At 70.8% G+C, this 23,324-nt stretch carries 20 protein-coding genes and 3 tRNA genes; 15 read left to right on the forward strand and 8 right to left on the reverse strand.

Translation table 11 applies throughout. From position 1 onward, the window contains the following. The first annotated feature begins 150 nt into the window (after positions 1-150). The 6 genes from purL to LUW87_RS11985 all read left to right on the forward strand — a co-directional run bounded on the left by purL (position 151) and on the right by LUW87_RS11985 (position 8,378). Positions 151-2,394 carry a phosphoribosylformylglycinamidine synthase subunit PurL gene (gene purL, locus LUW87_RS11960; RefSeq protein ID WP_232671407.1) on the forward strand — a complete coding sequence of 748 codons (2,244 nt, stop codon included), beginning with the start codon at positions 151-153 and terminating at the stop codon, positions 2,392-2,394. Between the two features lie 68 nt (positions 2,395-2,462). Next, on the forward strand, positions 2,463-4,106 hold the full coding sequence (purF, locus tag LUW87_RS11965) for an amidophosphoribosyltransferase (RefSeq protein ID WP_249420286.1): 1,644 nt from the start codon (positions 2,463-2,465) through the stop codon (positions 4,104-4,106). Continuing rightward, positions 4,099-5,142, forward strand: a complete 1,044-nt coding sequence (purM, locus tag LUW87_RS11970) for a phosphoribosylformylglycinamidine cyclo-ligase (RefSeq protein WP_232671409.1) — start codon at positions 4,099-4,101, stop codon at positions 5,140-5,142. Before purF ends, purM begins: the two co-directional genes overlap by 8 nt. A 90-nt stretch (positions 5,143-5,232) precedes the next feature. Continuing rightward, a complete protein-coding gene (gene pyrE / locus LUW87_RS11975; protein ID WP_232671410.1) occupies positions 5,233-5,796 on the forward strand; it encodes an orotate phosphoribosyltransferase in 564 nt (187 codons plus the stop codon). 87 nt (positions 5,797-5,883) lie between these two features. Next, a complete protein-coding gene (locus LUW87_RS11980; RefSeq protein WP_232671411.1) occupies positions 5,884-7,287 on the forward strand; it encodes an NAD-dependent malic enzyme in 1,404 nt (467 codons plus the stop codon). Between the two features lie 194 nt (positions 7,288-7,481). Next, positions 7,482-8,378 carry an alpha/beta hydrolase gene (locus tag LUW87_RS11985; RefSeq protein ID WP_249420288.1) on the forward strand — a complete coding sequence of 299 codons (897 nt, stop codon included), beginning with the start codon at positions 7,482-7,484 and terminating at the stop codon, positions 8,376-8,378. A 366-nt stretch (positions 8,379-8,744) separates the two neighbouring features. Here LUW87_RS11985 and LUW87_RS11990 read toward each other — a convergent pair. The 3 genes from LUW87_RS11990 to LUW87_RS12000 all read right to left on the reverse strand — a co-directional run bounded on the left by LUW87_RS11990 (position 8,745) and on the right by LUW87_RS12000 (position 9,039). Next, a tRNA-Phe gene (locus tag LUW87_RS11990) sits at positions 8,745-8,817 on the reverse strand. Positions 8,818-8,853: 36 nt separating this feature from the next. Next, positions 8,854-8,931, reverse strand: a tRNA-Asp gene (locus LUW87_RS11995). A 35-nt stretch (positions 8,932-8,966) separates the two neighbouring features. Continuing rightward, positions 8,967-9,039, reverse strand: a tRNA-Glu gene (locus LUW87_RS12000). Positions 9,040-9,150: 111 nt separating this feature from the next. Between LUW87_RS12000 and LUW87_RS12005 the strand changes: the two genes are divergently transcribed. Continuing rightward, positions 9,151-10,677, forward strand: coding sequence for a DUF6782 family putative metallopeptidase (locus LUW87_RS12005; protein WP_232671413.1), 1,527 nt, complete (start codon positions 9,151-9,153; stop codon positions 10,675-10,677). Positions 10,678-10,713: 36 nt separating this feature from the next. Here LUW87_RS12005 and LUW87_RS12010 read toward each other — a convergent pair whose 3' ends face one another. From LUW87_RS12010 to LUW87_RS12020, 3 genes are all read right to left on the reverse strand, one after another. Next, positions 10,714-11,193: a DUF2017 family protein gene (locus LUW87_RS12010; RefSeq protein ID WP_232671414.1), complete on the reverse strand. Its 480-nt coding sequence runs from the start codon at positions 11,191-11,193 to the stop codon at positions 10,714-10,716. A 1-nt stretch (position 11,194) separates the two neighbouring features. Continuing rightward, positions 11,195-11,479, reverse strand: a complete 285-nt coding sequence (gene clpS / locus LUW87_RS12015; RefSeq protein ID WP_346742558.1) for an ATP-dependent Clp protease adapter ClpS — start codon at positions 11,477-11,479, stop codon at positions 11,195-11,197. An 88-nt stretch (positions 11,480-11,567) separates the two neighbouring features. Continuing rightward, positions 11,568-12,515 (reverse strand): COX15/CtaA family protein, encoded by a 948-nt coding sequence (locus LUW87_RS12020; protein ID WP_232671416.1) that lies wholly within the window; start codon positions 12,513-12,515, stop codon positions 11,568-11,570. Between the two features lie 111 nt (positions 12,516-12,626). Here LUW87_RS12020 and LUW87_RS12025 point away from each other — a divergent pair, with 111 nt between their 5' ends. The 8 genes from LUW87_RS12025 to LUW87_RS12060 all read left to right on the forward strand — a co-directional run bounded on the left by LUW87_RS12025 (position 12,627) and on the right by LUW87_RS12060 (position 21,205). After that, on the forward strand, positions 12,627-13,523 hold the full coding sequence (locus LUW87_RS12025; protein ID WP_232671417.1) for a heme o synthase: 897 nt from the start codon (positions 12,627-12,629) through the stop codon (positions 13,521-13,523). A 148-nt stretch (positions 13,524-13,671) separates the two neighbouring features. Next, on the forward strand, positions 13,672-15,231 hold the full coding sequence (locus tag LUW87_RS12030; RefSeq protein WP_232671418.1) for a cbb3-type cytochrome c oxidase subunit I: 1,560 nt from the start codon (positions 13,672-13,674) through the stop codon (positions 15,229-15,231). A gap of 2 nt (positions 15,232-15,233) precedes the next feature. Beyond that, positions 15,234-15,830, forward strand: a complete 597-nt coding sequence (locus LUW87_RS12035; RefSeq protein WP_232671419.1) for a cytochrome c oxidase subunit 3 — start codon at positions 15,234-15,236, stop codon at positions 15,828-15,830. A 7-nt stretch (positions 15,831-15,837) separates the two neighbouring features. Next, entirely contained in the window at positions 15,838-16,692 is an 855-nt protein-coding gene (locus LUW87_RS12040; RefSeq protein ID WP_232671420.1) for a hypothetical protein, read from the forward strand. A 182-nt stretch (positions 16,693-16,874) separates the two neighbouring features. Next, complete coding sequence (gene coxB / locus LUW87_RS12045) at positions 16,875-18,080, forward strand: cytochrome c oxidase subunit II (protein ID WP_232671421.1); 1,206 nt, start codon at positions 16,875-16,877, stop codon at positions 18,078-18,080. Positions 18,081-18,155: 75 nt separating this feature from the next. Continuing rightward, on the forward strand, positions 18,156-20,189 hold the full coding sequence (gene ctaD / locus LUW87_RS12050) for a cytochrome c oxidase subunit I (RefSeq protein WP_232671422.1): 2,034 nt from the start codon (positions 18,156-18,158) through the stop codon (positions 20,187-20,189). Beyond that, positions 20,182-20,814, forward strand: a complete 633-nt coding sequence (locus LUW87_RS12055) for a cytochrome c oxidase subunit 3 (protein ID WP_232671423.1) — start codon at positions 20,182-20,184, stop codon at positions 20,812-20,814. The genes ctaD and LUW87_RS12055 overlap by 8 nt, the downstream gene beginning before the upstream one ends. Before the next feature lie 10 nt (positions 20,815-20,824). After that, entirely contained in the window at positions 20,825-21,205 is a 381-nt protein-coding gene (locus LUW87_RS12060) for a cytochrome C oxidase subunit IV family protein (RefSeq protein WP_232671424.1), read from the forward strand. Positions 21,206-21,564: 359 nt separating this feature from the next. Here the strand turns inward: LUW87_RS12060 and LUW87_RS12065 are convergent, their stop codons facing one another. Beyond that, on the reverse strand, positions 21,565-22,296 hold the full coding sequence (locus LUW87_RS12065; RefSeq protein WP_232671425.1) for an ABC transporter permease: 732 nt from the start codon (positions 22,294-22,296) through the stop codon (positions 21,565-21,567). Further along, positions 22,293-23,285 (reverse strand): ABC transporter ATP-binding protein, encoded by a 993-nt coding sequence (locus LUW87_RS19285; RefSeq protein WP_232671426.1) that lies wholly within the window; start codon positions 23,283-23,285, stop codon positions 22,293-22,295. Before LUW87_RS19285 ends, LUW87_RS12065 begins: the two co-directional genes overlap by 4 nt. Positions 23,286-23,324: the final 39 nt, after the last annotated feature.

Raw genomic sequence — 23,324 nt, forward strand, 5'->3', positions numbered from 1 at the left:
CGACGGGGCCATTTCCGAATCGCCCGCGGCGCCATTTCGCGTTCTCGTGGCGTCGCGGCGAACCCATTCACCGAGACGCGTCGCGACACCGGCGCGACACGGCCGCCGCGCCGGATCGGCAGGTTGCCGCGGCCGGGTAGCGTCGGCGCCATGGAGGACGGCATCCACCGCTCACTGGGACTCACCGACGACGAGTACGCCGCCATCGAGCGCATCGTCGGGCGAGCCCCGAACCACCTCGAGCTGGCCATGTACGCGGTGATGTGGTCGGAGCACTGCTCCTACAAGTCGTCGCGGATCCACCTCAAGCGCCTCCCCACCGAGGCCCCCTGGGTGCTGGTGGGTCCGGGCGAGAACGCCGGCGTGGTCGACGTGGGCGACGGCATCGCCGCCGCCATCCGCATCGAGAGCCACAACCACCCGTCGGCCATCGAGCCCTACCAGGGCGCGGCCACCGGGGTGGGAGGCATCCTCCGCGACATCTTCACCATGGGCGCCCGGCCCATCGCCTTGATGGACCCGCTGCGCTTCGGGCCCCTCGACGACGCCCGCAGCCGCTGGATCGCCGAGGGCGTGGTCAGCGGGGTGTCCGGCTACGGCAACTCGGTCGGCGTGCCCAACGTCGGCGGCGAGACCGTCTTCGACGAGACCTACAAGGGCAACCCGCTCGTCAACGTGCTGTGCCTCGGCCTGTTGCCCACCGAACGGCTGGTGCTCGGACAGGCCACCGGCGTCGGCAACCTGGCGGTGCTGCTCGGCTCCACCACCGGCCGCGACGGCATCGGCGGCGTGAGCGTGCTGGCCTCGGCCGGGTTCTCCGACGAGGAGTCCGACGCCGAGAAGCGCCCCAGCGTGCAGGTCGGCGACCCCTTCGAGGAGAAGCGGCTCATCGAGGCGTGCCTCGAGCTGCTCGACGCCGGCCTGGTGGTCGGCATCCAGGACCTCGGCGGGGCCGGGCTCACCTGCGCCACCAGCGAGACCGCCAGCCGCGGCGGCATGGGCATGGACGTCGACGTCACCGCGGTGCCCCTGCGCGAGCAGGGCATGGAGCCCTTCGAGACGATGACCTCCGAGAGCCAGGAGCGCATGCTCGCCATCGTCGAGCCGGCCGACCTCGACCGCGTGCTCGAGATCTGCGAGCGCTGGGAGGTGCGGGCCTCGGTCATCGGCAAGGTCACCCCGGGCCCGGCCACCGGCGACCCCGACGGCGGCCGGCTGCGCATCCTCGACGGGTGGGAGGGCGACGTGCTCGCCGACATCCCCGCGGCGTCGCTCCACGAGGACGCCCCGCTCTACGACCGGCCCTGCGTGTGCCCCACGAACTTCGACGAGGTCACCCGCGTCTCCGCCGTCGACGCCGAGCCCATGCCGGCCAGCGCCGACGCCGGCGCCGAGCTGCTCGACCTCCTCGGCGACAGCCGCTGGGTGTGGTCCCAGTACGACCACCAGCTGTTCCTCAACACGGTCGAGGGCCCGGGGGGCGACGCCGCCGTGCTGCGCCTCAAGCACCCCGCCACCGGCGCCGACACCGGCCGGGGCCTGGCCCTCACGACCGACGGCAACCACCGGTGGTGCGCCGTCGATCCCCGTCAGGGCACCGCCCTGACCGTCGCCGAGTCCGTCATGAACCTGGCCTGCGTGGGGGCCCGTCCCCTGGCGGTCGTCAACTGCCTCAACTTCGGCAACCCCGAGCACGCCGAGGTGATGTGGCAGCTGTCGGAGTCCATCGACGGCATGGCCGAGGCGTGCAAGGCCTTCGACGTGCCCGTCATCGGCGGCAATGTCAGCCTCTACAACGAGGCCCAGGGCGCCAACATCGATCCGACACCGGTCATCGGCCTGCTGGGCGTCGTCGACCGGCTCGACCGACGTCCGCCCGGGGTCGGCCTCGTCGACGGCGGTCGTCTGATCCTCATCGGGGTCACCCAGCCCGAGCTGTCCGGTTCTCGCTGGGCGCGGGCCCGCGGCCACCGGGGCGGCAAGCTCCCCGGCCTCGACCACGCCCACCACCTGGCCGTGGCCGACGTGGTGCGCACCCTCGTGGCCGGTGGCCTGCTGGCCGGCGCCCACGACGTGTCCGGGGGCGGCCTGGGCCTGGCCCTCGCCGAGATGGCGGTGCGGTCCGGGCTGGGCGTCAACGTGGCCCGCGTCGCCGATGCCGCCGAGCTGTTCAGCGAGAGCCCGTCACGCGTCGTCGTGTGCGTCGCCCCCGACGACGTCACCACCGTGCTCAACGTCTGCGAGCAGGCGGGCGTCCCCACCAGCCGCATCGGCGTGGCCGGTGGCGACCGCATCGCCGTCAAGGGCCTCCTCGACATCGCCCTGGCCGAGGCCGAGGCGACCTGGGCGAACCGCCTCCCCGATGCCCTGGGCGCCGGCACCACCCAGGGGTGACACGCCCGTCACACCCCGACGGCCCGCCCTCCCGGCACCGCTACGCTGACGCGGTGAGCTCCGAGGGCATGAGCGTTCCGTCGTCCACGTCGCCGTCGACAGCCGTCGAGGCCGACGGCGACCCCGACGCCGACACCCCCAAGGAGGCCTGCGGGGTCTTCGGGGTCTACGCCCCCGGCCAGCCGGTCTCCCACCTCACCTACCTCGGCCTCTACGCCCTTCAGCACCGCGGCCAGGAGGCCGCCGGCATGGCGGTGAGCGACGGCAACACCATCACCGTGGTCAAGGACATGGGCCTCGTGTCCAACGCCTTCGACGACCGCACGCTCGCCGCCCTCAACGGTCACCTCGCCATCGGCCACACCCGCTACTCGACCACCGGGTCGAGCACGTGGCGCAACGCCCAGCCCGTCTACCGCGACATGGGCGACCACACCGTCGCCCTGGGCCACAACGGCAACCTGGTCAACACCGAGGAGCTGGCCGAGGAGGCCGGCATGCTGCCGGGCACCGTCACCAGCGACAGCGACCTCATGGCCGAGCTCATCGCCGCCGAGCTGGGCAAGCACCCGGACTCCTCCTCCGACGGCCGGGCCCTCGAGCGGGCCATGTTGGCCGTGCTGGGTCGCCTGAAGGGCGCCTTCTCCGTGGTGGCCATGGACGAGGGCCACGTCATCGGGGTGCGCGATCCCCACGGGTTCCGACCGCTGTGCCTGGGCAAGCTCGACCAGGGCTGGGTGCTGGCCTCGGAGAGCCCGGCGCTCGACGTGCTCGGGGCCCACTTCGTGCGCGAGCTCGAGCCGGGCGAGATGATCGTCATCGACGCCACCGGCTACCGGTCGGTGCGGGTCTTCCCGGCCGGGCAGGTCGATCCTCGCCTCTGCCTGTTCGAGTTCGTCTACTTCGCCCGGCCCGACACCCGCCTCTACGGGCGCAGCGTGCACGGCGCCCGGGTGCGCATGGGCGAGCAGCTGGCCGAGCAGGCCCCGGTCGAGGCCGACCTGGTGATGGGCGTGCCCGAGTCGGGCATCCCCGCGGCCGAGGGCTACGCCCGCCGCAGCGGCATCTCCTACGGCCAGGGGCTGGTCAAGAACCGCTACATCGGCCGTACCTTCATCGCACCCAACCAGGAGATGCGGGCCCTCGGCGTGCGCATGAAGCTCAACCCGCTGCGCGACAACATCGCCGGCAAGCGCTTGGTGGTCGTCGACGACTCCATCGTGCGGGGCACCACCACGCGGGGCATGGTGTCGATGCTGCGTGAGGCCGGGGCGCTCGAGGTGCACCTGCGCATCTCGTCGCCGCCCTACAAGTGGCCGTGCTTCTACGGCATGGACACCGGTGCCCGCTCCGAGCTGCTGGCCGCCCACATGAGCGTGGACGAGATCCGTGAGTACCTCAACGTCGACTCCATCGCCTACCTGAACCTCGATCGCCTCATCACGGCCACGGGGGCGGTGGGGGCCGGGTTCTGCGACGCCTGCCTCACCGGCGAGTACCCCGTCGAGGTCCCGGTCAGCCTCACCAAGGGCGTGCTCGAGGTGGCGGCCCCGGCGGCGGCGGAGGTGTCCGAGTCCACGTTCTCGGCGTTGCTGCGGGGCGAGGGCGAGCTCCCGGCCGACCGGGCCCGCGCCCATCGAGACGGTGGCGACGGCGTCGAGGTCATCTCCGACGGATCCGGTGGGTTCGACGACGGGCCCGCCCGTGGCTGACCCCACCGGGGAGACCTACGCCGCGGCCGGTGTCAGCATCGACGCCGGCGAGGAAGCCGTCTCGCGCATCAAGGACAAGGTCCGCTCCACCTTCCGGCCCGAGGTCATCGGCGACATCGGTGGGTTCGGCGGGCTCTTCGAGCTCGACCTGGCCCGTTACCGCCGACCGGTGCTGGTGTCCTCCACCGACGGTGTCGGCACCAAAGCGCTGGTGGCGCAGGCCACCGACCGCTTCACCACCATCGGCATCGACCTGGTGGCCATGTGCGTCGACGACCTGGTGTGTCAGGGGGCCGAGCCGCTGTTCTTCCTCGACTACATCGCGGTGGGGCGCCTCGACCCCGACCACATCGAGCAGCTGGTCGAAGGGGTGGCCGAGGGCTGCCGCCAGGCCGGGTGCGCGCTCGTCGGTGGCGAGATGGCCGAGCACCCCGGCGCCATGGAGCCCGGCGAGTTCGACCTCGTCGGCTTCGCCGTCGGCGTGGCCGAGCGCGATCGCCTCGTCACCGGGCAGACCGTCAGCGTGGGCGACGTGCTCATCGGCCTGCCCTCGCCGAACCTGCGCTCCAACGGGTACTCGCTGGCGCGGCGGGTGCTGCTCGAGCGGGCCGGACTGCCCCTCGACGGTCCGGCCTACGACGGCGCCCACCACTCCCTCGCCGACGAGCTGTTGGCCCCCTCGGTCATCTACTCGCCCACCGTCACCGCGCTGCTCGAGGCGGTCGACGTGCGAGCGGTGGCCCACATCACCGGTGGTGGCATCCCCGGCAACCTCAACCGGGTCCTGGCGCCGGGCACCGCCGCCGAGGTCGACCGGGGCTCGTGGGAGTCGCCGCGCATCTTCGGCGAGATCCAGCGTCTCGGCCAGGTGTCCGACGACGAGATGGCCAAGGTGTTCAACCTCGGCATCGGCATGGTCGTCGTGGTGCCCCCCGACGACGCCTACAAGGCGCTCGACCTGGCCCGCGCCCGGGGCCACCGGGCCATGGAGCTGGGTCGCATCATCGAAGGCGACGGCACCGTCCGCCTGATCTGACCGGCTGGTCCGGCCGCCGGGACTGAGGTCCGTCGGGTCGCGCCGGTGCCTCGGGAGGCCGCACCCGGCCCTCCGGTACGGTCGTTGGCCGTGACCGAGACAGTTGATCCCAAGCAGGCCCTCGTCGACCACCTCCTGCGCCACTCCGTGCGCACCGGGGACTTCACGTTGAAGTCGGGCCGCAAGAGCAGCTGGTTCATCGACTCCAAGCAGACGGCCTGTCGTCCCGACGGCCTGTTGCTCATGGCCGACGTGGGTCTGGACCTGGTGCCCGACGACGTCACCGCGGTGGGTGGGCTCACCGTCGGCGCCGATCCGGTGGCCTACGGCCTGGCGGCCGTGGCCGCCACCCGGGGTCGGGCGCTGAAGTCCTTCACCATCCGCAAGGAGGCCAAGGACCACGGGGTGGCCGGGCGCCTGGCCGGCGCCCTCGAGCCGGGCGACAAGGTGGTGATCACCGAGGACACCGTCACCCGCGGCACCTCCTCGATCGAGGCGCTCCGGGTGGTGCGCGAGCTGGGCGCCGAACCGGTGATGGTCCTCGTGCTCGTCGATCGGGGCGGCACCTGTGCCGCCATGGCCGACGCCGAAGGGGTGGCCTTCCGGGCCATGGTCACCGCCCCCGAGCTGGGCTTCGACTACGAGGGCGTCTGACCGCCGACCTGACGCCGACCTGACGCGCCGCCGCGGCGGCCGATCGCTTCGCCCCGCTGCGGCGAGGCCGGTAGCGTCTGGGTCCCTATGGCTGACACTCCCACTGCTGCGTTCTCCGTCCGACTGCGCGTGCGCCTCGACAACCAGCCCGGTGCGCTGGGTCGACTGGCCGCGGCCATCGGCGCGGTAGGCGGCAACATCGCCGCGCTCGAGGGGTTCGAGGCCAAGAAGTCGTTCCTCGACGAGGACATCGTCGTCGACTGCACCAGCGAAGACCATCAGCAGCAGGTGCTCGAGGCGGCCCGGTCGTGCGACGGCATCGAGGTCCTCGAGTGGGACGACCGCACCTTCACCCTCCACGACGGCGGCAAGACCGAGGTCGTGAGCCGCATCGCCGTGCGCGACGCGGCCGACCTGTCCATGGCCTACACGCCCGGTGTGGCCCGGGTCTGCAAGGCCATCGAGGCCGATCCGGCCAAGGTGCACGAGCTCACCATCAAGAAGAACACGGTGGCCATCGTCAGCGACGGCACCGCAGTGCTGGGCCTGGGCGACATCGGCCCCGAGGCCGCCATGCCCGTCATGGAGGGCAAGGCCCTGCTGTTCAAGGAGTTCGCCGGCGTCGACGGCTTCCCCATCTGCCTCGACACCAACAGCGCCGACGAGATCGTGGAGGCCGTGCAGCGCATCGCCCCCACCTTCGGGGGCATCAACCTCGAGGACATCGCCGCCCCGGTGTGCTTCGAGGTGGAGGACCGCCTCAAGGAGCTGCTCGACATCCCGGTGTTCCACGACGACCAGCACGGCACCGCCGTGGTGGTGCTCGCCGCCCTGGTCAACTCGCTCAAGCTGGTCGACAAGAAGATGGAGGACCTCAAGGTCGTCATCGCCGGCGTCGGCGCCGCCGGGGTGGCCATCTCCAAGATCCTCATGGAGGCCGGGGTGCCCTGGATCGTGGGCTGCGACCGCCAGGGCGCCGTCTACCAGGGGCGCGGTGGGCTCAACGTGGCCAAGGAGTGGTTCGCCGAGCACACCAACCCCGACAACGTGACCGGCAGCCTGGCCGAGTGCATGCCCGGCACCGACCTGTTCATCGGTGTCAGCGGCCCGGGCCTCATCTCGGTGGCCGACGTCGAGGGCATGGCCAAGGACCCGATCGTGTTCGCCCTGGCCAACCCCGACCCGGAGATCCGACCCGAGGTCATCCAGCACGTGGGCGGCGTGGTCGCCACCGGCCGCAGCGACTTCCCGAACCAGATCAACAACGTGCTGTGCTTCCCGGGCATCTTCCGGGGCGCCCTCGACGCCGGTGCCACCACCATCACCGAGGGCATGAAGCTGGCGGCGGCCGAGGCGATCGCCATGGCCGTGCCCGACGCCGAGCTGGCCCCCGACTTCGTCATCCCGTCGGTGTTCGACCGCAGCGTCGCCCCGCTGGTGGCCGCCGCCGCCGCCGAGGCCGCCGTGCGCGACGGCGTCGTCCGGGGGTAGAGGCACCGCGGCGCTCCGCCCGGGGGGGGGTCGGCACCGGGGTGCCGTCTGGTGGCGAGGGGAAGCGCAGCGACCGAGCCACATCGCGGCGCTCCGCGACGCCATGAACATGGCAGAGTGAACGGCGGCCGGGGGATCCCGGCCGCCGTTTCGCTTCCAGGGGGACAGACGTGCCGTTGCATCCGCAGGCTCAGATGGTGATCGATTTCCTCGGCTCCACGGGGTTCTCGTTCTCGGGCGACCTCTCGCCCGACGAGCTGAGGAACCTCGGGGGTGCGTCCATCCCCAGCCCCGTCGAGCTGGCCAGCATCGTCGACCGCACCATCCCCGGACCGGGGGGAGAGCTCCCGGTGCGCATCTACCGGCCCAACGACGACCAGTCGCTGCCGGTGGTGGTGTTCTTCCACGGTGGCGGGTGGGTCATCGGTGGTCTCGACTCCCACGACCACCTGGCGCGGGTGCTGGCCAACAAGGCCGACTGCGTGGTGGTGGCCGTCGACTACCGGTTGGCTCCCGAGGCCAAGTTCCCGGCGGCGGCCGACGATGCGGTGGCCGCCTTCGAGTGGGTGCTCGACAACGCCGCCGAGCTCGGTGTCGACACCGACCGGGTGGCCGTCGCCGGCGACAGCGCCGGTGGGAACCTGGCCGCGGTGGTGGCGGTGCACGCCCGTGACACCGACCGGGTGGAGGTCGTCCAGCAGGTCCTCATCTACCCGGTCACCGACGGCACCTGCGACCGACCGTCGATGACCGACAACGCCGAGGGCTACTTCCTCACCCGTGACGGCATGGAGTGGTTCCACGGCCACTACGCCAACGACGACGCCGACCGCACCCATCCCCGCTACTCGCCCATCCTGGCCGACCTGAAGGGCGTCGCCCCGGCCGTGGTGGTGACCGCCGAGTACGACCCGTTGCGCGACCAGGGGCGGGCGTTCGCCGAGGCCCTCACCGAGGCGGGCGTCGAGGCCGAGTACCACGAGTTCGAGGGCATGTTCCACGGCTTCTTCTCCATGGATGCCGGCATCGACGCCGCCGGCGACGCCCAGGACAAGGTGGCCGCCGCCCTGCGCGAGGCCTTCTCGGCCTGACGCACGCCGCGAGCCGGCCGTACCTGGGGACGGGCTCAAACGGCCGGCGCGCGGCTCCATCGTTGGCGTGGGAACGCAGAGTCCGGGGAGAGACGGGAGCAAGCGTTGTCCACGTCGGTCAGTGATCGAGCGGGTTGGCCACGTGGATGCCTCGTCGATGAGGTCCTCGGTGATCTCGACCAGGCTCATCTCCTCGACGAGCTCAGTGAGGTCGGCCTTGGCTCGCTTCAGTTGCCCTGGTGTGAGGCGGCCGTTCCGTTCGGCGGCTGCGAGCACGGCCCGACCCTCGACGACGACGGGCGAATCGGGCGCCGGAGGTGGTCGGCGAAAACGAACGAAACCCCTGCGGAGCAGGGGTTTCGCAGGTGGTCGGGACCGGCGTCGATCCGGTGACCTATCGCTTTTCAGGCGATCGCTCTGCCAACTGAGCTACCCGACCCGGTGTCGCCACACGCCTCGTGAGTTGTGTGGCAACTGGCGGTCCCGACGGGATTTGAACCCGCGACCTCCGGCTTGACAGGCCGGCGTGCACTCCAAACTGCACCACGGGACCACTGTTGCAACCCGACCTCGCGGCCGGGGACTGCGTACCCCCAACGGGATTCGAACCCGTGTTACCGCCTTGAAAGGGCGGCGTCCTAGGCCACTGGACGATGGGGGCTCTCTGCCGTGAGGGCTCGGTCACCATAGCAGCACGCCCCCCGGCCTTCGCCAGACGAGCCCGTCGCCCGCCCGACCCCGGAGGTCCCCGGCGCGTCGGTACGGTGAACCCATGACCGCGACGTACCCGCCCGGGCCACCGTCCCCGGTGGGTGCCTCGCCCAGCGGGCCTCCTGGTCGAGATCCCGACCGGGGCCCGCGGGTCGTCACCACGCTGGCCGTGGCCGCGGGTGCGCTCCTCCTCGTGGTCGCCGGCGCCGTGTCGGTGCTGGCCCTGCGCGCCGACGGGGGCCCACCCCCCGAGGTCGTGGCCCGGGGGGTCGACGAGGGCACCGACGCCGGCGCCGACGGCTGGGATCCCCGCCTCGAGGTCTTCGCCGAGTTCGTCGCCGAGTTCCGGGGCCGGCCCTTCCTCGAGCCCGTTCCCGTGGAGTTCCTCGATGACGACGACTTTCGAGCCGCCGTCACCGACGCCAGCGGCGACCTCGACGACGAGGACCGTGCCGCGCTCGACGTGAGCACCGCCCAGCTCCGGGCGCTCGGCCTCATCACCGCGGAAGAGGACCTCCTCGACCAGTACGACCAGCTCATGGGCGAGGGCACCCTGGCCTTCTACGACACCGAGACCGACGCCGTCACCGTGCGGGGCACCGAGATCGACGCCGCCACCGGGGTCACCCTCGTCCACGAGCTCACCCACGCCTGGCAGGACCAGCACCTCGGGCTCGACCGCCTCGACGACCTCGACGACCAGCCCGCGGCCAACCTGCGCACCCTCGCCGAGGGCGACGCCAGCCGGGTCGAAGACGCCTACGTGGCCACCCTCGACTCGGCCGAGCGCCGCGACTACGAGGCGCGCATGTCCCAGATGGGGTCGGCGGCGATGGGCGCCCTGGCCGGTGTGCCCGACGTGCTCCAGGCCGGCTTCGCCCTGCCCTACGCGGTCGGGCCCCCGTTCGTGGCCATCCTCGCCGACGAAGGCGGCAACGGCGCCGTCGACGACGCCCTGGCCGACCCACCCACCACCGACGCCGAGCTGCTCGACCCCGCCGTCTTCTTCGGTGGCTTCGAGCCGGTCGAGGTCACCAACCCTGCTCCCCTCGACGGCCAGGAGATCCTCGACGAGGGGCCCTTCGGCGCCATCTCGTTGCTGATGGCGCTGTCCGAGCGCCTCGACCCCCGCGAGGTGCTCGTCGGGCTCGAGGGGTGGGCCGGCGACGCCTCCACCACGTACCGCCTCGACGACCGACCGTGCACCGAGATCGTGGCCACCGGCACCGACGAGGCCGCCACCGCGGAGCTGGCCGAGCTGTTCACCGCCTGGGCCGATGCCGGCCCGCCCGGAGCGGCCTCCGCCGGGCTCGAAGGCGACCGGGCCTCGCTGCGGTCCTGCGAGCCCGACGGTGGCACCACGCCGTCAGGGGAGCGGGTCATGCTGGGCGTGCAGTACGCCGCCCTGCGCCTCACGCTCGTCCAGCAGGCCCTCGGCGAGGCCCACCTCGACATCGACGAGGCCACCTGCTTCGCCAGCGAGCTCACCACCCAGATCAGCCCCGACGAGCTGACGGGCGGCGGGACGCTCTCCGAGGCCGAAGCCCAACGACGAGGCACCCAAGCGGCCATCACCTGCTTCCGCTGACCAGCCGCCCGACCGACGGTCGCCGCCGGGCACGGGTCAGAGGGTCTCGCCGAGGGCCTCTACGATGTCCTGCAGCAGGGCGCCGAGGAAGTGGTACACGATCAGCGCCGGGGTCTCGGGGTCTTCGGGGTCGAGGGCGTCCGGCTCCTCCTCCCCGACGTCGAGGGTGGTGCCGAACACCAGGCGCACGGCGTTGATGGCCGTCATCCACTGCTCGAGCGCCTCGCGGTCGAGCTGGGTGGCCTGGGCCCCGTCGATCAAGGTGGTGAGGTCGGCGAGGCGCTTGGTGCGCAGGTCGTCGTGCACCATCTCCTGGTACTGCGCCTCCTGCTCGGCGTCGGAGGCATGGGCCATGGGGAACAGCCGGCGCAGGGCGGGGGTGGCGTCGTCGTGCTCGATCGCCACCCGGAGCTGCTCGCACACGTCGGACAGCACGGCCCGTTCGGTGTCGTCGAGACGGATGGTGAAGGTGTCAGAGTCGACGGCACGCACCCGCCGTCGGGAGAACAGGCCCACGTCAGTCCTTCTGCATGGTGGCCCACAGGCCGTGCTCGTGGAGGCGGAAGACGTCGAGCTCGGCCTTCTCCTTGGTGCCGGTGGACACCACCGCCCGACCCTTCTCGTGCACGTCGAGCATGAGCGACTCGGCGTGCTCGCGGCTGTAGCCGAAGAGCTTCTGCAGCACGAAGGTGACGTAGCTCATCAAGTTGATGGGGTCGTTCCAGACCAGCACCACCCACGGCTGGTCGAGCTCGGCGAGGTCGTCGGGCGTGGCCTCCTCGACCTCGACGGGGCTCTCCACCGGAGCCGCGCCGGCGAGACGGAGCGACGAGAGGGGTGACATCACCGACGATCTTCCCCCAGCCGCGACGCTCGGGCCAGGCCTGCGCTCACCCGGTGGGAGCGACAAGGCTGTCGGTCGGGGGAGTGACGGTGGTGGGGCGGTGGCCCTCGGGCGGCTCGAGCGGGTGGGCGGTGAGCCCCAGGTGGAAGCGCAGCACGGCCACCCACACCACGATGCTGCCCACGATGTGCAGGGCCACGACGAGCGGCGGGACGCCCCCGAAGTACTGCACGTAGCCGATCGCCCCCTGCACCACGATGGCGCCGACCAGCACCTTGGCCCGACGGTCGACCCCGAGCGGCGCGCCGCTGCGGTGCAGCTCCCACAAGGTCCACAGCGCGAGAGCCAGGAACGCCCACACCAGCAGCGAGTGGATGCGGGCCACCTCCATGAGGTCGAAGGGCAGGCGCTCGACGGTCTCGTCGCCGCCGTGGGGACCGGTGCCGGTGACGATGGTGCCCGACACCAGCACCACGGCGGCAGCCGCCACCAGCGTCCGCCCGAGCATGCGGACGCGCCGCGGGACGAGCGGGAGGCCCTTGGAACCGTCGTGGCCGGCCCGCTCGTGCAGCACCACCGCGTTCCACATGAGCACCATCGACAGCAGGAAGTGGCCGATGACGAACGGCGGCGAGAGGTGGAACAGCACCGTGAGGCCACCGAGCACGATCTGGGCGAGCACCCCGGCCACCAGGCCCAGCGACCACCAGGTCAGGTCCCGGCGGCGCGGGGTGCGCAGCAGCGAGCCGAGCACGGCGAGGGCCACCGCCGCCGACACCAGGCCGGTGATGAGCCTGTTCACGAACTCCACGAGGGCGTGGTACTCGAGCGGGGCGACGAACTGCGTCTCCTCGCACTTGGGCCACGTGGAGCAGCCGAGGCCCGAGCCCGTCAGGCGCACACCCGCGCCGGTGACGATGATGAAGGCCAGAGCCAGCGCCGCCAGCAGGGTGATGCGCTGGTAGGCCCGGGGGGAGAGACGCGGCAGGCGCACGCCCGAGATGGTACGGGAGGGCCCCTGGGGCTCCCCAATCAGGCCGGGCTCACCTCGCCGCGCCGCCGCGATTGTCGGCCCGAGAGGGGGGCGACCTACCATCGGTGTGCGATGAAGACTGCGGCGCGAGCCTCATTCCGTACGCGTCTGCAGGGCTATGTGGCGCTCACCAAGCCCCGCATCATCGAACTGCTCCTCATCACCACCGTCCCCACCATGATCGTGGCCGAGGAGGGGCTCCCGTCGGTGTGGCTGATGGCGGCCACCGTCATCGGCGGCACCTTCTCCGCCGGCGGGGCCAACGCCATCAACATGTACGTCGACCGCGACATCGACGCGTTGATGAAGCGCACCGCGAAGCGCCCCCTCGTCACCGGGGTGCTCACCCCCCGGGCCGCCCTCACCTTCGCCGTCGGGCTCGAGGTGGTCGCCTTCGCCTGGCTCTGGCTGTTCGTGAACCTGCTGAGCGCGGTGCTGGCCGTGGCCGCCTGCCTGTTCTACGTGTTCGTCTACACGCTCTGGCTCAAGCGCCGCTCGACCAGCAACATCGTCATCGGCGGCGCCGCCGGCGCGGCACCGGTGCTCATCGGGTGGTCCGCCGTCACCGACTCGCTGGCGTGGCCCCCCGTGGTGCTGTTCGCCATCATCTTCTTCTGGACCCCGCCGCACTTCTGGGCCCTCGCCATCCGCTACAAGGACGACTACTCCGCCGCGGACGTGCCCATGCTGCCGTCGGTCGCCACCTTCCGGGACACCTCGATCCAGATCCTGGCCTACACGGTGCTCGTCTGGGCCCTGACGCTCGTCTTCGCGCCCGTCGCCGGCGTGGGGTGGATCTACGTCGTGTCCGCCGTCGTGCTCGGTGCGGTGTTCACCGCCCTCGCCGTGCAGCTGCTGCGCACCGGCTCGAGCGCGGTCGCCATGCGCCTGTTCACCTTCTCCATCACCTACGTGACCTTGCTGTTCGGGGCCATGGCCCTCGACGTGCTGGTTCGCAACGGCCTGTGAGCCCCATCGGGTGCTCCCAGGCGTTTTCGATCGCCCTTATCCCCGTGTGTAGAGTCCATCGCCGTACCGCGTCCTCGGACGCTCGGTCTGGTGCCGCCGGTCCCCGAACCGGCCCGAGTGCAGTCGCTCGAGCGAGGTCCCCACAGCTATGGCCATAACCGACACGAGACCCGAGGTCGCACCCGAGGCGGAAGCGTCGGCGATCACGACATCGCCGAACACGGTGTTCGGCACCGGCGACCACACGACCCTCGGGCGCATGTGGATCGGTGCCGCCCTCCTGCTCGGCATCGCCGGCTGGGTCCTCACCGCCCTCGTCGGCGTCCACGAGATCGGCGACGCCGACGTGTTCAGCGCGGATGCCGCCTTCACCATGTTCACCCTCGGCCGCGTCGGCCTGGTGCTGCTGGTCGTCGTGCCCCTCCTGCTCGGCATCGCCACCCTGGTGGTCCCGCTGCAGGTCGGCGCCAACACCCTCGCCTTCCCCCGAGCCGCAGCCATGGCCTTCTGGACCTGGCTGATCTCGGCCGGCGTCCTCGTCGTGGCCAACACCATCGACGGCGGCTTCGGCGGGGGGCGCATCGAAGCCAACGACATGATGCTCGCCTCGCTGCTGGGCCTCGTCTTCGCCTTGATGGTCGCCACCATCTGCCTGCTCACCACCGCCATCACGCTGCGCACCCCCGGCATGAGCCTCGACCGGGTCCCCGCCACCACCTGGGCCACCCTCGTCGGTGGATCGCTCTGGCTGCTCACCCTCCCGGTGCTGGCCGCCAACGTGCTGCTCATCTACATCGACCACCGCTACGGCGGGCCCAGCGAGTTCGGCCTCGCCGACAACCAGTGGGCCCAGGTCTCCTGGCTCGTCGGCCAGCCCCAGATCTACGCCTTCGTCATCCCCGTGCTCGGCATGACCACCGACGTGTTCACCACGCTCGGCGGCGTCCGCCAGGCCAACCGGGGCTTCGTGCTCTTCGGCATCGGTGCCTTCGGGGCGCTCAGCTTCGGCGCCTACGCCCAGCCGTTCTTCTACCCGGACGTCGCCGACCAGGCCCTCTGGGCCGGCATGTCGCTGCTGATCGTGCTGCCCACCCTGTTGCTGGTGGGTGGCTGGGCCGCCACCCTCAAGGGCGCCCGTCCCCCCGCCAAGGCCGCGGTGGGCGCCGCCGGCGTGGCCGTGCTGTTGCTCCTCCTCGCCGTGGTGGCCGGGGCCCTCTACGTCATCACCCCGCTCGAGCTGCGCCAGTCCGGCGCCTTCTCCGCCGGCCACTTCGCCCTCGTCGTGGCGGCCGGCCTGGCCGGCGGCATGGCCGGCATCTACTACTGGTCGCCCAAGCTCCGCGGGCGCTTCGCCAACGAGGCGCTGGCCAAGCTGTCGGTCCTCGCCGTGCTCGGCGGCGGCGCCCTCGCCGGCCTGCCCTTGCTGGTACTCGGCTTCGCCAACCGCTTCGACGGCCTGGCCGACGCCTCCGACGCCCTCAACGGCATCGCCGTTGCCGGCGCCGCCCTCATGGCCCTGGCCCTGCTCGCCACCATCGGCGCCCTGCTCACCGCATCCGGCGACACCCCCGCCGACGATGCCTGGGGCACCGGCCAGACCCTCGAGTGGGCCACCGCCTCACCCCCCGTGCCCGGCAACTTCGGTGAGCTGGCCGTCGTCCGATCCTCCGAGCCGCTGCTCGACGCGCCCGAGACCCAGGAGGCCTGAGCATGGAAGCCGCCACCCACGCCCTTCCCCCGGCCCCGCCCCTGCAGCGGCCCCGGGTGCTGATGGTGGGCACCGCCTTCGCCTCGGCCGCCGCCATCATGGTGCTGCTGGGGATGCTCGGCGTCTACCTCACCCAGCGCGGCGCCGTGCTGGCCGCCGGCGACACCTGGCTCCCCGACGGCGTCACCATCCCGCTGAGCCAGCCCAACATCATGCTGTCCACCCTGCTCATGGGGTCGGTGGCGGTGCAGTGGGCGGTCTACGCCATCGCCCGCGACGACCGGATCAACGCCTACATGGCGCTCGGCCTCACCATGCTCTTCGGGTTCATGGTCATCGTGATGACCACCTACCTCTACAGCATCATGGAGCTCGAGATCGCCGCCAGCCCCCAGGGCGTGCTGCTCTACGCCATCACCGGCGGCCACCTGGCGTTCCTCATCGGCACCATGGTCTTCCTGGCGCTGATGTCCTTCCGGGCCCTGGCCGGCCAGTACACCAGCCGCCAGCACGACGGCGTGTCCGCCGCCGCCCTGGCCTGGCACGCACAGGTCGCCATCTTCTTCGTCATCTGGCTCGCCATCTACATCACCAAGTAGGCCACTGATGCTCCGATCCCGCGCCTTCACCCCTGCCTTCCGGTTCTTCGCCGGCCTGGCGGTCTTCTCGCTGGTCGCCGCCTTCGTGGTCGGCTTCTCCAGCGAGGCCCAAGCCCCCATCGACCGGGTGCTCGGCCCGCTCACCATGGGCTGGAAGGGCGGCGTCGGCAACCACGTCGCCTACACCCTCTTCGTCGGCCTGTTCGGGGTCTCCGCCGGGCTCGCCGGCATCCTCGTGGCCTTCCGCGACGCCGACCCCGAGGCCGACGCCGAAGTCTTGAGGGCCGAGAGCGTGCCCCTCACCCGGGCTCCGGCCGGCATGAACTACCTCCCGGCCATCGCCGCGGTCGCCGTCGTCGTGGCGCTCATCGGCACCAGCACGGCCAACACCGGCCTGGCCCTGGCCGCCGTCGCCACCCTCGTGGCCGTCGGCCTCACCTGGATGCTGCGGGCCTGGGCCGAGCGGGCCACCGGCGACGACACCACCAACGCCGAGCTCTACCACCGCTTCATCGACCCGCTGCGCCTCCCGATCGTGTCCGTCGTCGCCATCGCCATCGTCGTGCTCGGCGTCTCCCGGGTGCTGCTGGCGGTCTCCAAGACCGGCTCGGTGATCGTGTTCTCGGTCATCGCCACCGTGATCTTCGGCATCACCATCCTGCTCGCTCTCGTGCCGAAGTCGGGCCGCTACGTGGTCACCGGCCTCGTGGTTGCCGGAGCGCTGCTGGTCATCGCCGGGGGTGTCATCGGAGCCGTCGCCGGAGAGCGCGACTTCGAGCACCACGGCGGCGAGCACGGCGCCGAGGAGACCGGCGGCGCCACCGAATCCGGCTTGGCTCCGCTGGTGGTCGGCCCCTCATGACCGTCCTCGCGGCAACCCCTTCGCTCTGCGTCCGCGGACCCGTGCCCGGAATGGCGCGGCAGTCGGCCCGTGGGCGACACTTCAACTGCGTCATCGCCGGTCGTACTCGTGTCGAGGTCGTTGGTTCGGGCCCGATCCCCTCGTCCCACGTCGAGGCCGTCACCGCCCTCGGAGGAGAGTAAATGCCCCGCCGTTCCGTCCTCGTCCGGATCCTGCAGGTCGTGACCCTCGTGGTCGTGACCGTGCTCTTCGTGGTGCTGATCATCGACAGCTTCCTCAACGATGGCAAGCCGCTCACCACGCTGCGCCCGGAGGGACCGGCCGCCCAGGACATCCAGAACCTGGTGTGGCCCGTCTTCCTCGTGGCCGGCATCGTGTTCGTCGGGGTCTTCGGGGCGATCGGCTTCATCATCATGAAGTTCCGCCAGCGCGACGACGACGATCCCGAGCAGTTCCCCGAGCAGGTCCACGGGCGCACCGGCCTCGAGATCGGCTGGACCATCCTCCCGGCCCTCATCCTCGCCGGCGTGGCCGTGGGCACGGTCATCACCATCATCAACCTCGACAAGCGCGCCGACGACGCCATCCCGGTCAAGGTCGTCGGCCAGCAGTTCTGGTGGAGCTTCCACTACGACCTGAACAACGACGGCAACTTCGAGGGCCCCGAGGACCTCACCACCGCCGGTGAGCTGGTGGTGCCCGTCGGCCGCGAGATCGAGATCGTCACCACCTCCAACGACGTCATCCACTCGTTCTGGATCCCGGGCCTCAACGGCAAGAAGGACGCCGTGCCCAACCTCTTGAACCCCATCAAGCTCGAGGCCGACGTCGAAGGCGTCTTCCTGGGCCAGTGCACCGAGTTCTGCGGTCTGTCGCACGCCAACATGCGGATGCTGGTGCGCTCGGTGTCCCAGGACACCTACGACGCCTGGCTCGAGAACCAGCTCACCGACAAGTCGGCGGAGCCGACCGATCCCGACGCTGCCGAGGGGCGTGAGATCTTCACCCAGCAGTGCGCCGCCTGCCACCTCGTCGACGGGGTCAGCGATCCCGAGGACGTGCCCTTGGTGGCGGGTGTGGCGCCCGACCTCACCCACCTCATGACCCGAGGCACCTTCGCCGGGTCGATCTTCAACCTCTACGCCCCCGACGGTGAGCCCATCGGCGGCAACCCCGAAGAGGTGGCCAACCCCGGAGACCCGGGTGAGGCCCTCACCGGCGGGCCCGTCGACGAAGGGCGGGTCAACCGCGGCATCCTCGAGGACTGGCTGCGCAACGCCCCGGCGCTCAAGCCGGCCGCCGCCGACGAGGGCCGGGGCATGCCCGACCTCGGGCTCACCGAGGACCAGATCGACAAGCTGGTCGCCTACCTCTACACGCTCAACTAGCGCCCGTGACCTCCCGCCCCACCGTGACGACGACCTCCTCCGCTTCCCTCGCCGCTTCCGGAGCACCCCATGGCCATGTCTGATTCCACCCAGCTCGCGCTGCCCTCGGGCGGCGGCGAGCCGACCTACCGCCCGGGCGGCGTCTTCGCCCGCCCCAACACCACCAAGGGCTGGCGGTCGTGGGTGACCACCGTCGACCACAAGAAGATCGGCGTCATGTACGGCGCCACCGCCCTGTTCTTCTTGTTGGTGGGTGGCATCGAGGCCCTGCTCATCCGGGTCCAGCTGTGGGCCCCCCGCGGCACGCTGCTCTCGGCCGACCTGTACAACCAGGTCTTCACCATGCACGGCACCACCATGATCTTCCTGGTGGTGATGCCCATCGGTGCGGCGTTCGCCAACTACCTGATGCCCCTGCAGATCGGCGCCCGAGACGTCGCCTTCCCGCGCATCAACGCGTTCAGCTACTGGATCTTCCTCACCGGCGGCATCTTCCTCAACACCAGCTGGTTCCTCGGCGGCGGGGCCGACGGCGGCTGGTTCAACTACGCCCCCAACAACGGCGTGATCTTCTCGCCGAGCAACGGCATCGACTTCTGGAACCTCGGCCTCATCATGACGGGCATCGGGTCGCTCACCGGTGCGGTGAACCTCATCACCACGGTGCTCAACCTGCGGGCCCCGGGCATGAGCCTCATGCGCATGCCGGTGTTCACCTGGATGACCCTGGTCACCCAGTTCCTGTTGCTGTTCGCCATCCCGGTGCTCACCGTCGCCCAGGTCCTGCTCATGATGGACCGCCTCTTCGACGCCAACTTCTTCAACGTCGCCAAGGGCGCCAACCCGCTGCTGTGGCAGCACCTGTTCTGGATCTTCGGTCACCCCGAGGTGTACCTGATGATCCTGCCCGCCTTCGGCCTGGTGTCGGAGATGCTGCCCACGTTCTCCCGCAAGCCCATCTTCGGCTACCCGTTCATCGTCTTCTCGGGCGTGGCCATCGGCTTCATGGGCTTCGGCGTGTGGGCCCACCACATGTTCGTCTCGGGCATCGGGCCCATCTCGGTCACCACCTTCGCCCTCACCACGATGTTCATCGCCGTGCCGACGGGTGTGAAGATCCTGAACTGGACCGCCACCATGTGGGGCGGCAAGTTGCAGTTCACCAGCCCGATGCTGTTCTCCATCGGCCTGGTCACCATGTTCACCATCGGTGGCCTGTCCGGCGTCACCCACGCGGTGGCCCCCGCCGACACCCAGCAGACCGACACCTACTACATCGTCGCCCACTTCCACTACGTGCTGTTCGGCGGCGCCTTCTTCGGCTTCGTCGGGGCCTTCTACTACTACTGGCCCAAGGTCTTCGGCTACCTGCTCAACGAGAAGATCGGCAAGGGGAACTTCTGGTTGATGCTGCTGGGCTTCAACCTCACCTTCGCACCCATGCACGTGCTCGGCCTGCAGGGCATGAGCCGACGCATCTACACCTACGACCAGGGCTACGGCTTCGAGCTGTGGAACAAGGTCGCCACCATCGGGTCGTTCGTCCTGGCGACCAGCGTGGCCATCTTCTTGTTCAACATCTTCTACAGCAAGGCCAAGGCCAAGTCCCTCCCCGCGGTGGGTGCCGACCCGTGGGATTCGCGCACCATCGAGTGGATGACCCCCTCGCCGGTGCCGTTCTACAACTTCGACCCCATCCCCACCGTCAGCCGGGTCGACGACTTCTGGTACCGCAAGTACGGCGAGACCAAGGACGGCCAGCTCGTGCGCATCGCCGCCACCGACGACGTCGTCCAGAAGCGCACCGACGGCAAGGGCATCCACCTGCCGTCGCCTTCCTACTGGCCTCTGGTCGTGGCCATCGGCCTGCCCATCGTCGGCTACGGCCTGCTCTACACCCTCTGGCTGGCACTCATCGGTGGTCTGATCACGGTCGGCGGTCTCTTCGGTTGGGCCCTCGAGCCGCCGGACGATCCCGATGCCGGCCACGACGACGACCACGCCCCCGACGACCACTCCGCCTCCGGCGGTGAGGTGGCTCCCGCCGACGTGAGCGAAGAGGCCGACGACGAGGTCGCCGCCGACAAGGAGGTCGAGACCGTTGGCTGAGCCGCTCACGGCCCATCCCACCGTGGCCGAAGCCGATGCCCACGCTCCCGTGGCCCACATCGAGCACGACACCAACACCGGCATCTCCAACACCAAGTTGGCGATGTGGTTGTTCCTGGCCTCGGAGTGCCTGCTCTTCGGCGGGCTGATCAGCACCTACCTGCTGTACAAGAACCCGCTCGAGGGCCCCTCGGGTGCCGACCTGTTCGACATCCCCTTCACGTCGGCGTCGTCGTTCGTGCTGCTGATGAGCTCGCTCACCATGGTGCTCGCCGTGTCCGCCATCGAGCGGGGCGACCATCACCGCATGCGCATCTGGCTCGGCTCCACCGCGCTGCTCGGCTCGACCTTCGTGGCCGGTCAGATCTACGAGTTCACCGCCTTCTACCGTGAGGGCCTCGGCTTCACCACCAGCCGTTTCAGCTCCGCCTTCTACACGCTCACCGGCTTCCACGGGGTCCACGTCACGGTCGGCATCATCATGCTGGTCGTGCTCGTCATGCTCTCGATCCGTGGGCGCCTCCCCGAGCACAGGTCCGAGACCGTCGAGGTCGTCGGCCTGTACTGGCACTTCGTCGACATCGTGTGGATCCTGATCTTCGCGATCGTCTACCTCATCCCGTAGGAGCACGTCAGTGACCACCGTCTCCACCCACGACCCGGTCCCCACCGAGCTGCTCGACGGCGCAGAGAAGCCGTACTCCCGCGACAAGGTCTACGTGCTCACGGCCGTCTTCCTGGCCGTGCTGACCGCGCTCGAGGTCGCCGTCGTCGAGGTCGACTTCGTGCTGTGGTCCGGCCCGATGCTGGTGCCCGTGCTGCTCATCCTCATGGCGGTCAAGTTCTTCGCCGTGGCCTGGATCTTCATGCACCTCAAGTTCGACAAGCCCATCCTCACCTGGGCCTTCTACGCCGGGCTCATCACCGCGGTGCTGGTGTACCTCGGGATGCTCACCGCCTTCCGCATCTGGTGGCCGGGCGCCCAGGACGTCGAGCCGGGCCAGACCGGCGCCTGACCCAGTCGAGGCCTCGACCCAGCCGGGGACGTGACCCGGACTGGGGGGTCCGCCCCGGACATCGGATCTGGGCGGGACGGGGATCCGATTCGAACCGCCGCCTGAGTCGGGCCATCGCCTGAGCCAGGTCCCGGCCTCCTGCCCACGCAGCGGGCCGGGCGCTCGGTCCACGTCTCCGTGGCCTGGTTCGGTGCGCCAGGCCCGGGTGCGGACGCGAGGCGTACCGCCACACCGTCGACCTCGTCGGGGCCGACCGTCAGTGTCACCGCGACCGCGTCGTGGCCCTGGGGCTCACCCTGCGGTGGCACCGACACAGGCCGCCGCGGCCGCAGCCCTGGAACACGCCCGGACGGCGCCGGTCAGGCCTCCCAGCGGAACCAGCGCACGGCCGCGGCCGGCGCCAGCACCGCCCAGACGCCGAGCACCACCCACGACGATCCCGCCGAGGGAGCGCCGTCGCGCAGGCAGCTCTGCAGCACTTCGCTCAGCGCCCCCGAGGGCAGGGCTCCACCGAAGGCGGCCAGCGGGCCGGGCAGCTCGGTGAGGGGCACGACCATGCCACCGAGGAGCAACAGCACCAGGTACAGCCCGTTGGCCGCAGCCAACGTCACCGTCCCCTTGAGGGTGCCGGCCATCAACAGCCCTATGCCACCGAACGCCGCCGCCCCCAGCACGATGGCGGGGACCGCCAGCGGCGGCGTGCCGCCCGGCGACCAGCCGAGCAACAGCGCGGCCACCACCAGCGCCAGCACCTGCAGCACCAGCAGGGCCAGGACCATGGCGATCTTGGCCGCCACCCATCGGCCCCGACCCAGCGGGGTGGAGCCGAGGCGTTTGAGCACGCCGTACTGGCGCTCGAAGCCGGTGCCGATGCCCAGGCTCACCATGGCGCTGGACATGACGGCCAAGGCCAGCACGCCCGGCGTGAGGAAGGCCACCGCCTCGTCGACCCCGTCGGGGAGGGGCAACACGTCGACGAGGGAGAAGAAGACGAGCAACAGCAGTGGGATGGCCAGGCTGACCAGCACCTGCTCGCCGTTGCGGAGGCTGAGGGTGAGCTCGGTGCGGGTCTGAGCGGTGAGGGCGTTCACCGGCGTGACCTCCGTCGTGCTCCGCGCCCGGGCGGGTCCGGGTCCGGGTCCGGTTCGCGGTCGCGGCCGGCGTCGGCGGTGAGGCGCAAGAAGACGTCCTCGAGCGATTGGCGCCCGGCCCGCAGGTCGGCCAGGGGCGCGTCGTGTTCGGCCAGCCATGCGGTCAGGGCGGCCACGGTCGCCGGCGCCGGCGGGGCGTCGACCAGGTACTCGCCCGGCGTCACCTCGGTGACCCGGGCGTCGAGGTGGGCGGAGAGGGAGGTGATGTCCAGCCCGCCCGGGGCCCCGAAGCGCACCTGCGCGCCACCGTCGTCGTTCATGAGGTCGTGGGGGGTGCCCTCGGCCAGCAGGCGGCCGTGGTCGATGATCACGACCTGGTCGGCCAGGCGCGCCGCCTCGTCGAGGTCGTGGGTGGTGAGCACCACGCACACCCCCTCGGCCCGCAGGTCGCGGACCACCTGGCGGATCACCTGGCGGCCGCTCGGGTCGATGCCGGCCGTGGGCTCGTCGAGGAACACCACCTCCGGTCGGCCCACCAGGGCGAGGGCCAGGGAGAGGCGCTGCTGCTCACCGCCGGAGAGCTGCTTCCACGTGGCCCGCCGCCGCTCGCGGAGGCCGACCCGCCCGAGGAGCTCCTCGGCGTCCTCGGGCTCGGCGTAGTAGGCGGCGAACAGGCGCACGGCCTCTTCGACCCGGATGCCCGTGTACACCCCACCCGACTGGAGCATCACCCCGATGCGGCCCACCACGGCTCGGTGTTCGGCCACGGGGTCGCACCCGAGCACGCGGACCACGCCGCCGGACGGGCGTCGGTAGCCCTCGAGGGTCTCGACCGTGGTGGTCTTGCCGGCGCCGTTCGGGCCCAACAGCGCCGTCACCTCGCCGCGGTGAGCCCGGAAGGTCAGGTGGTCGACGGCTCGCAGCGAGCCGTGGTCGACGACGAGGTCGAGCACCTCCACCGCCGGGGTCGCTGGTCGATCGGGGCGCACGCGCCGACGCTACCCGGACGTCCCCATCGCCTCGCCATC

The sequence above is a fragment of the Rhabdothermincola salaria genome, assembly GCF_021246445.1.
Classification (GTDB): Bacteria; Actinomycetota; Acidimicrobiia; order Acidimicrobiales; family Acidimicrobilacustridaceae; genus Rhabdothermincola_A; species Rhabdothermincola_A salaria.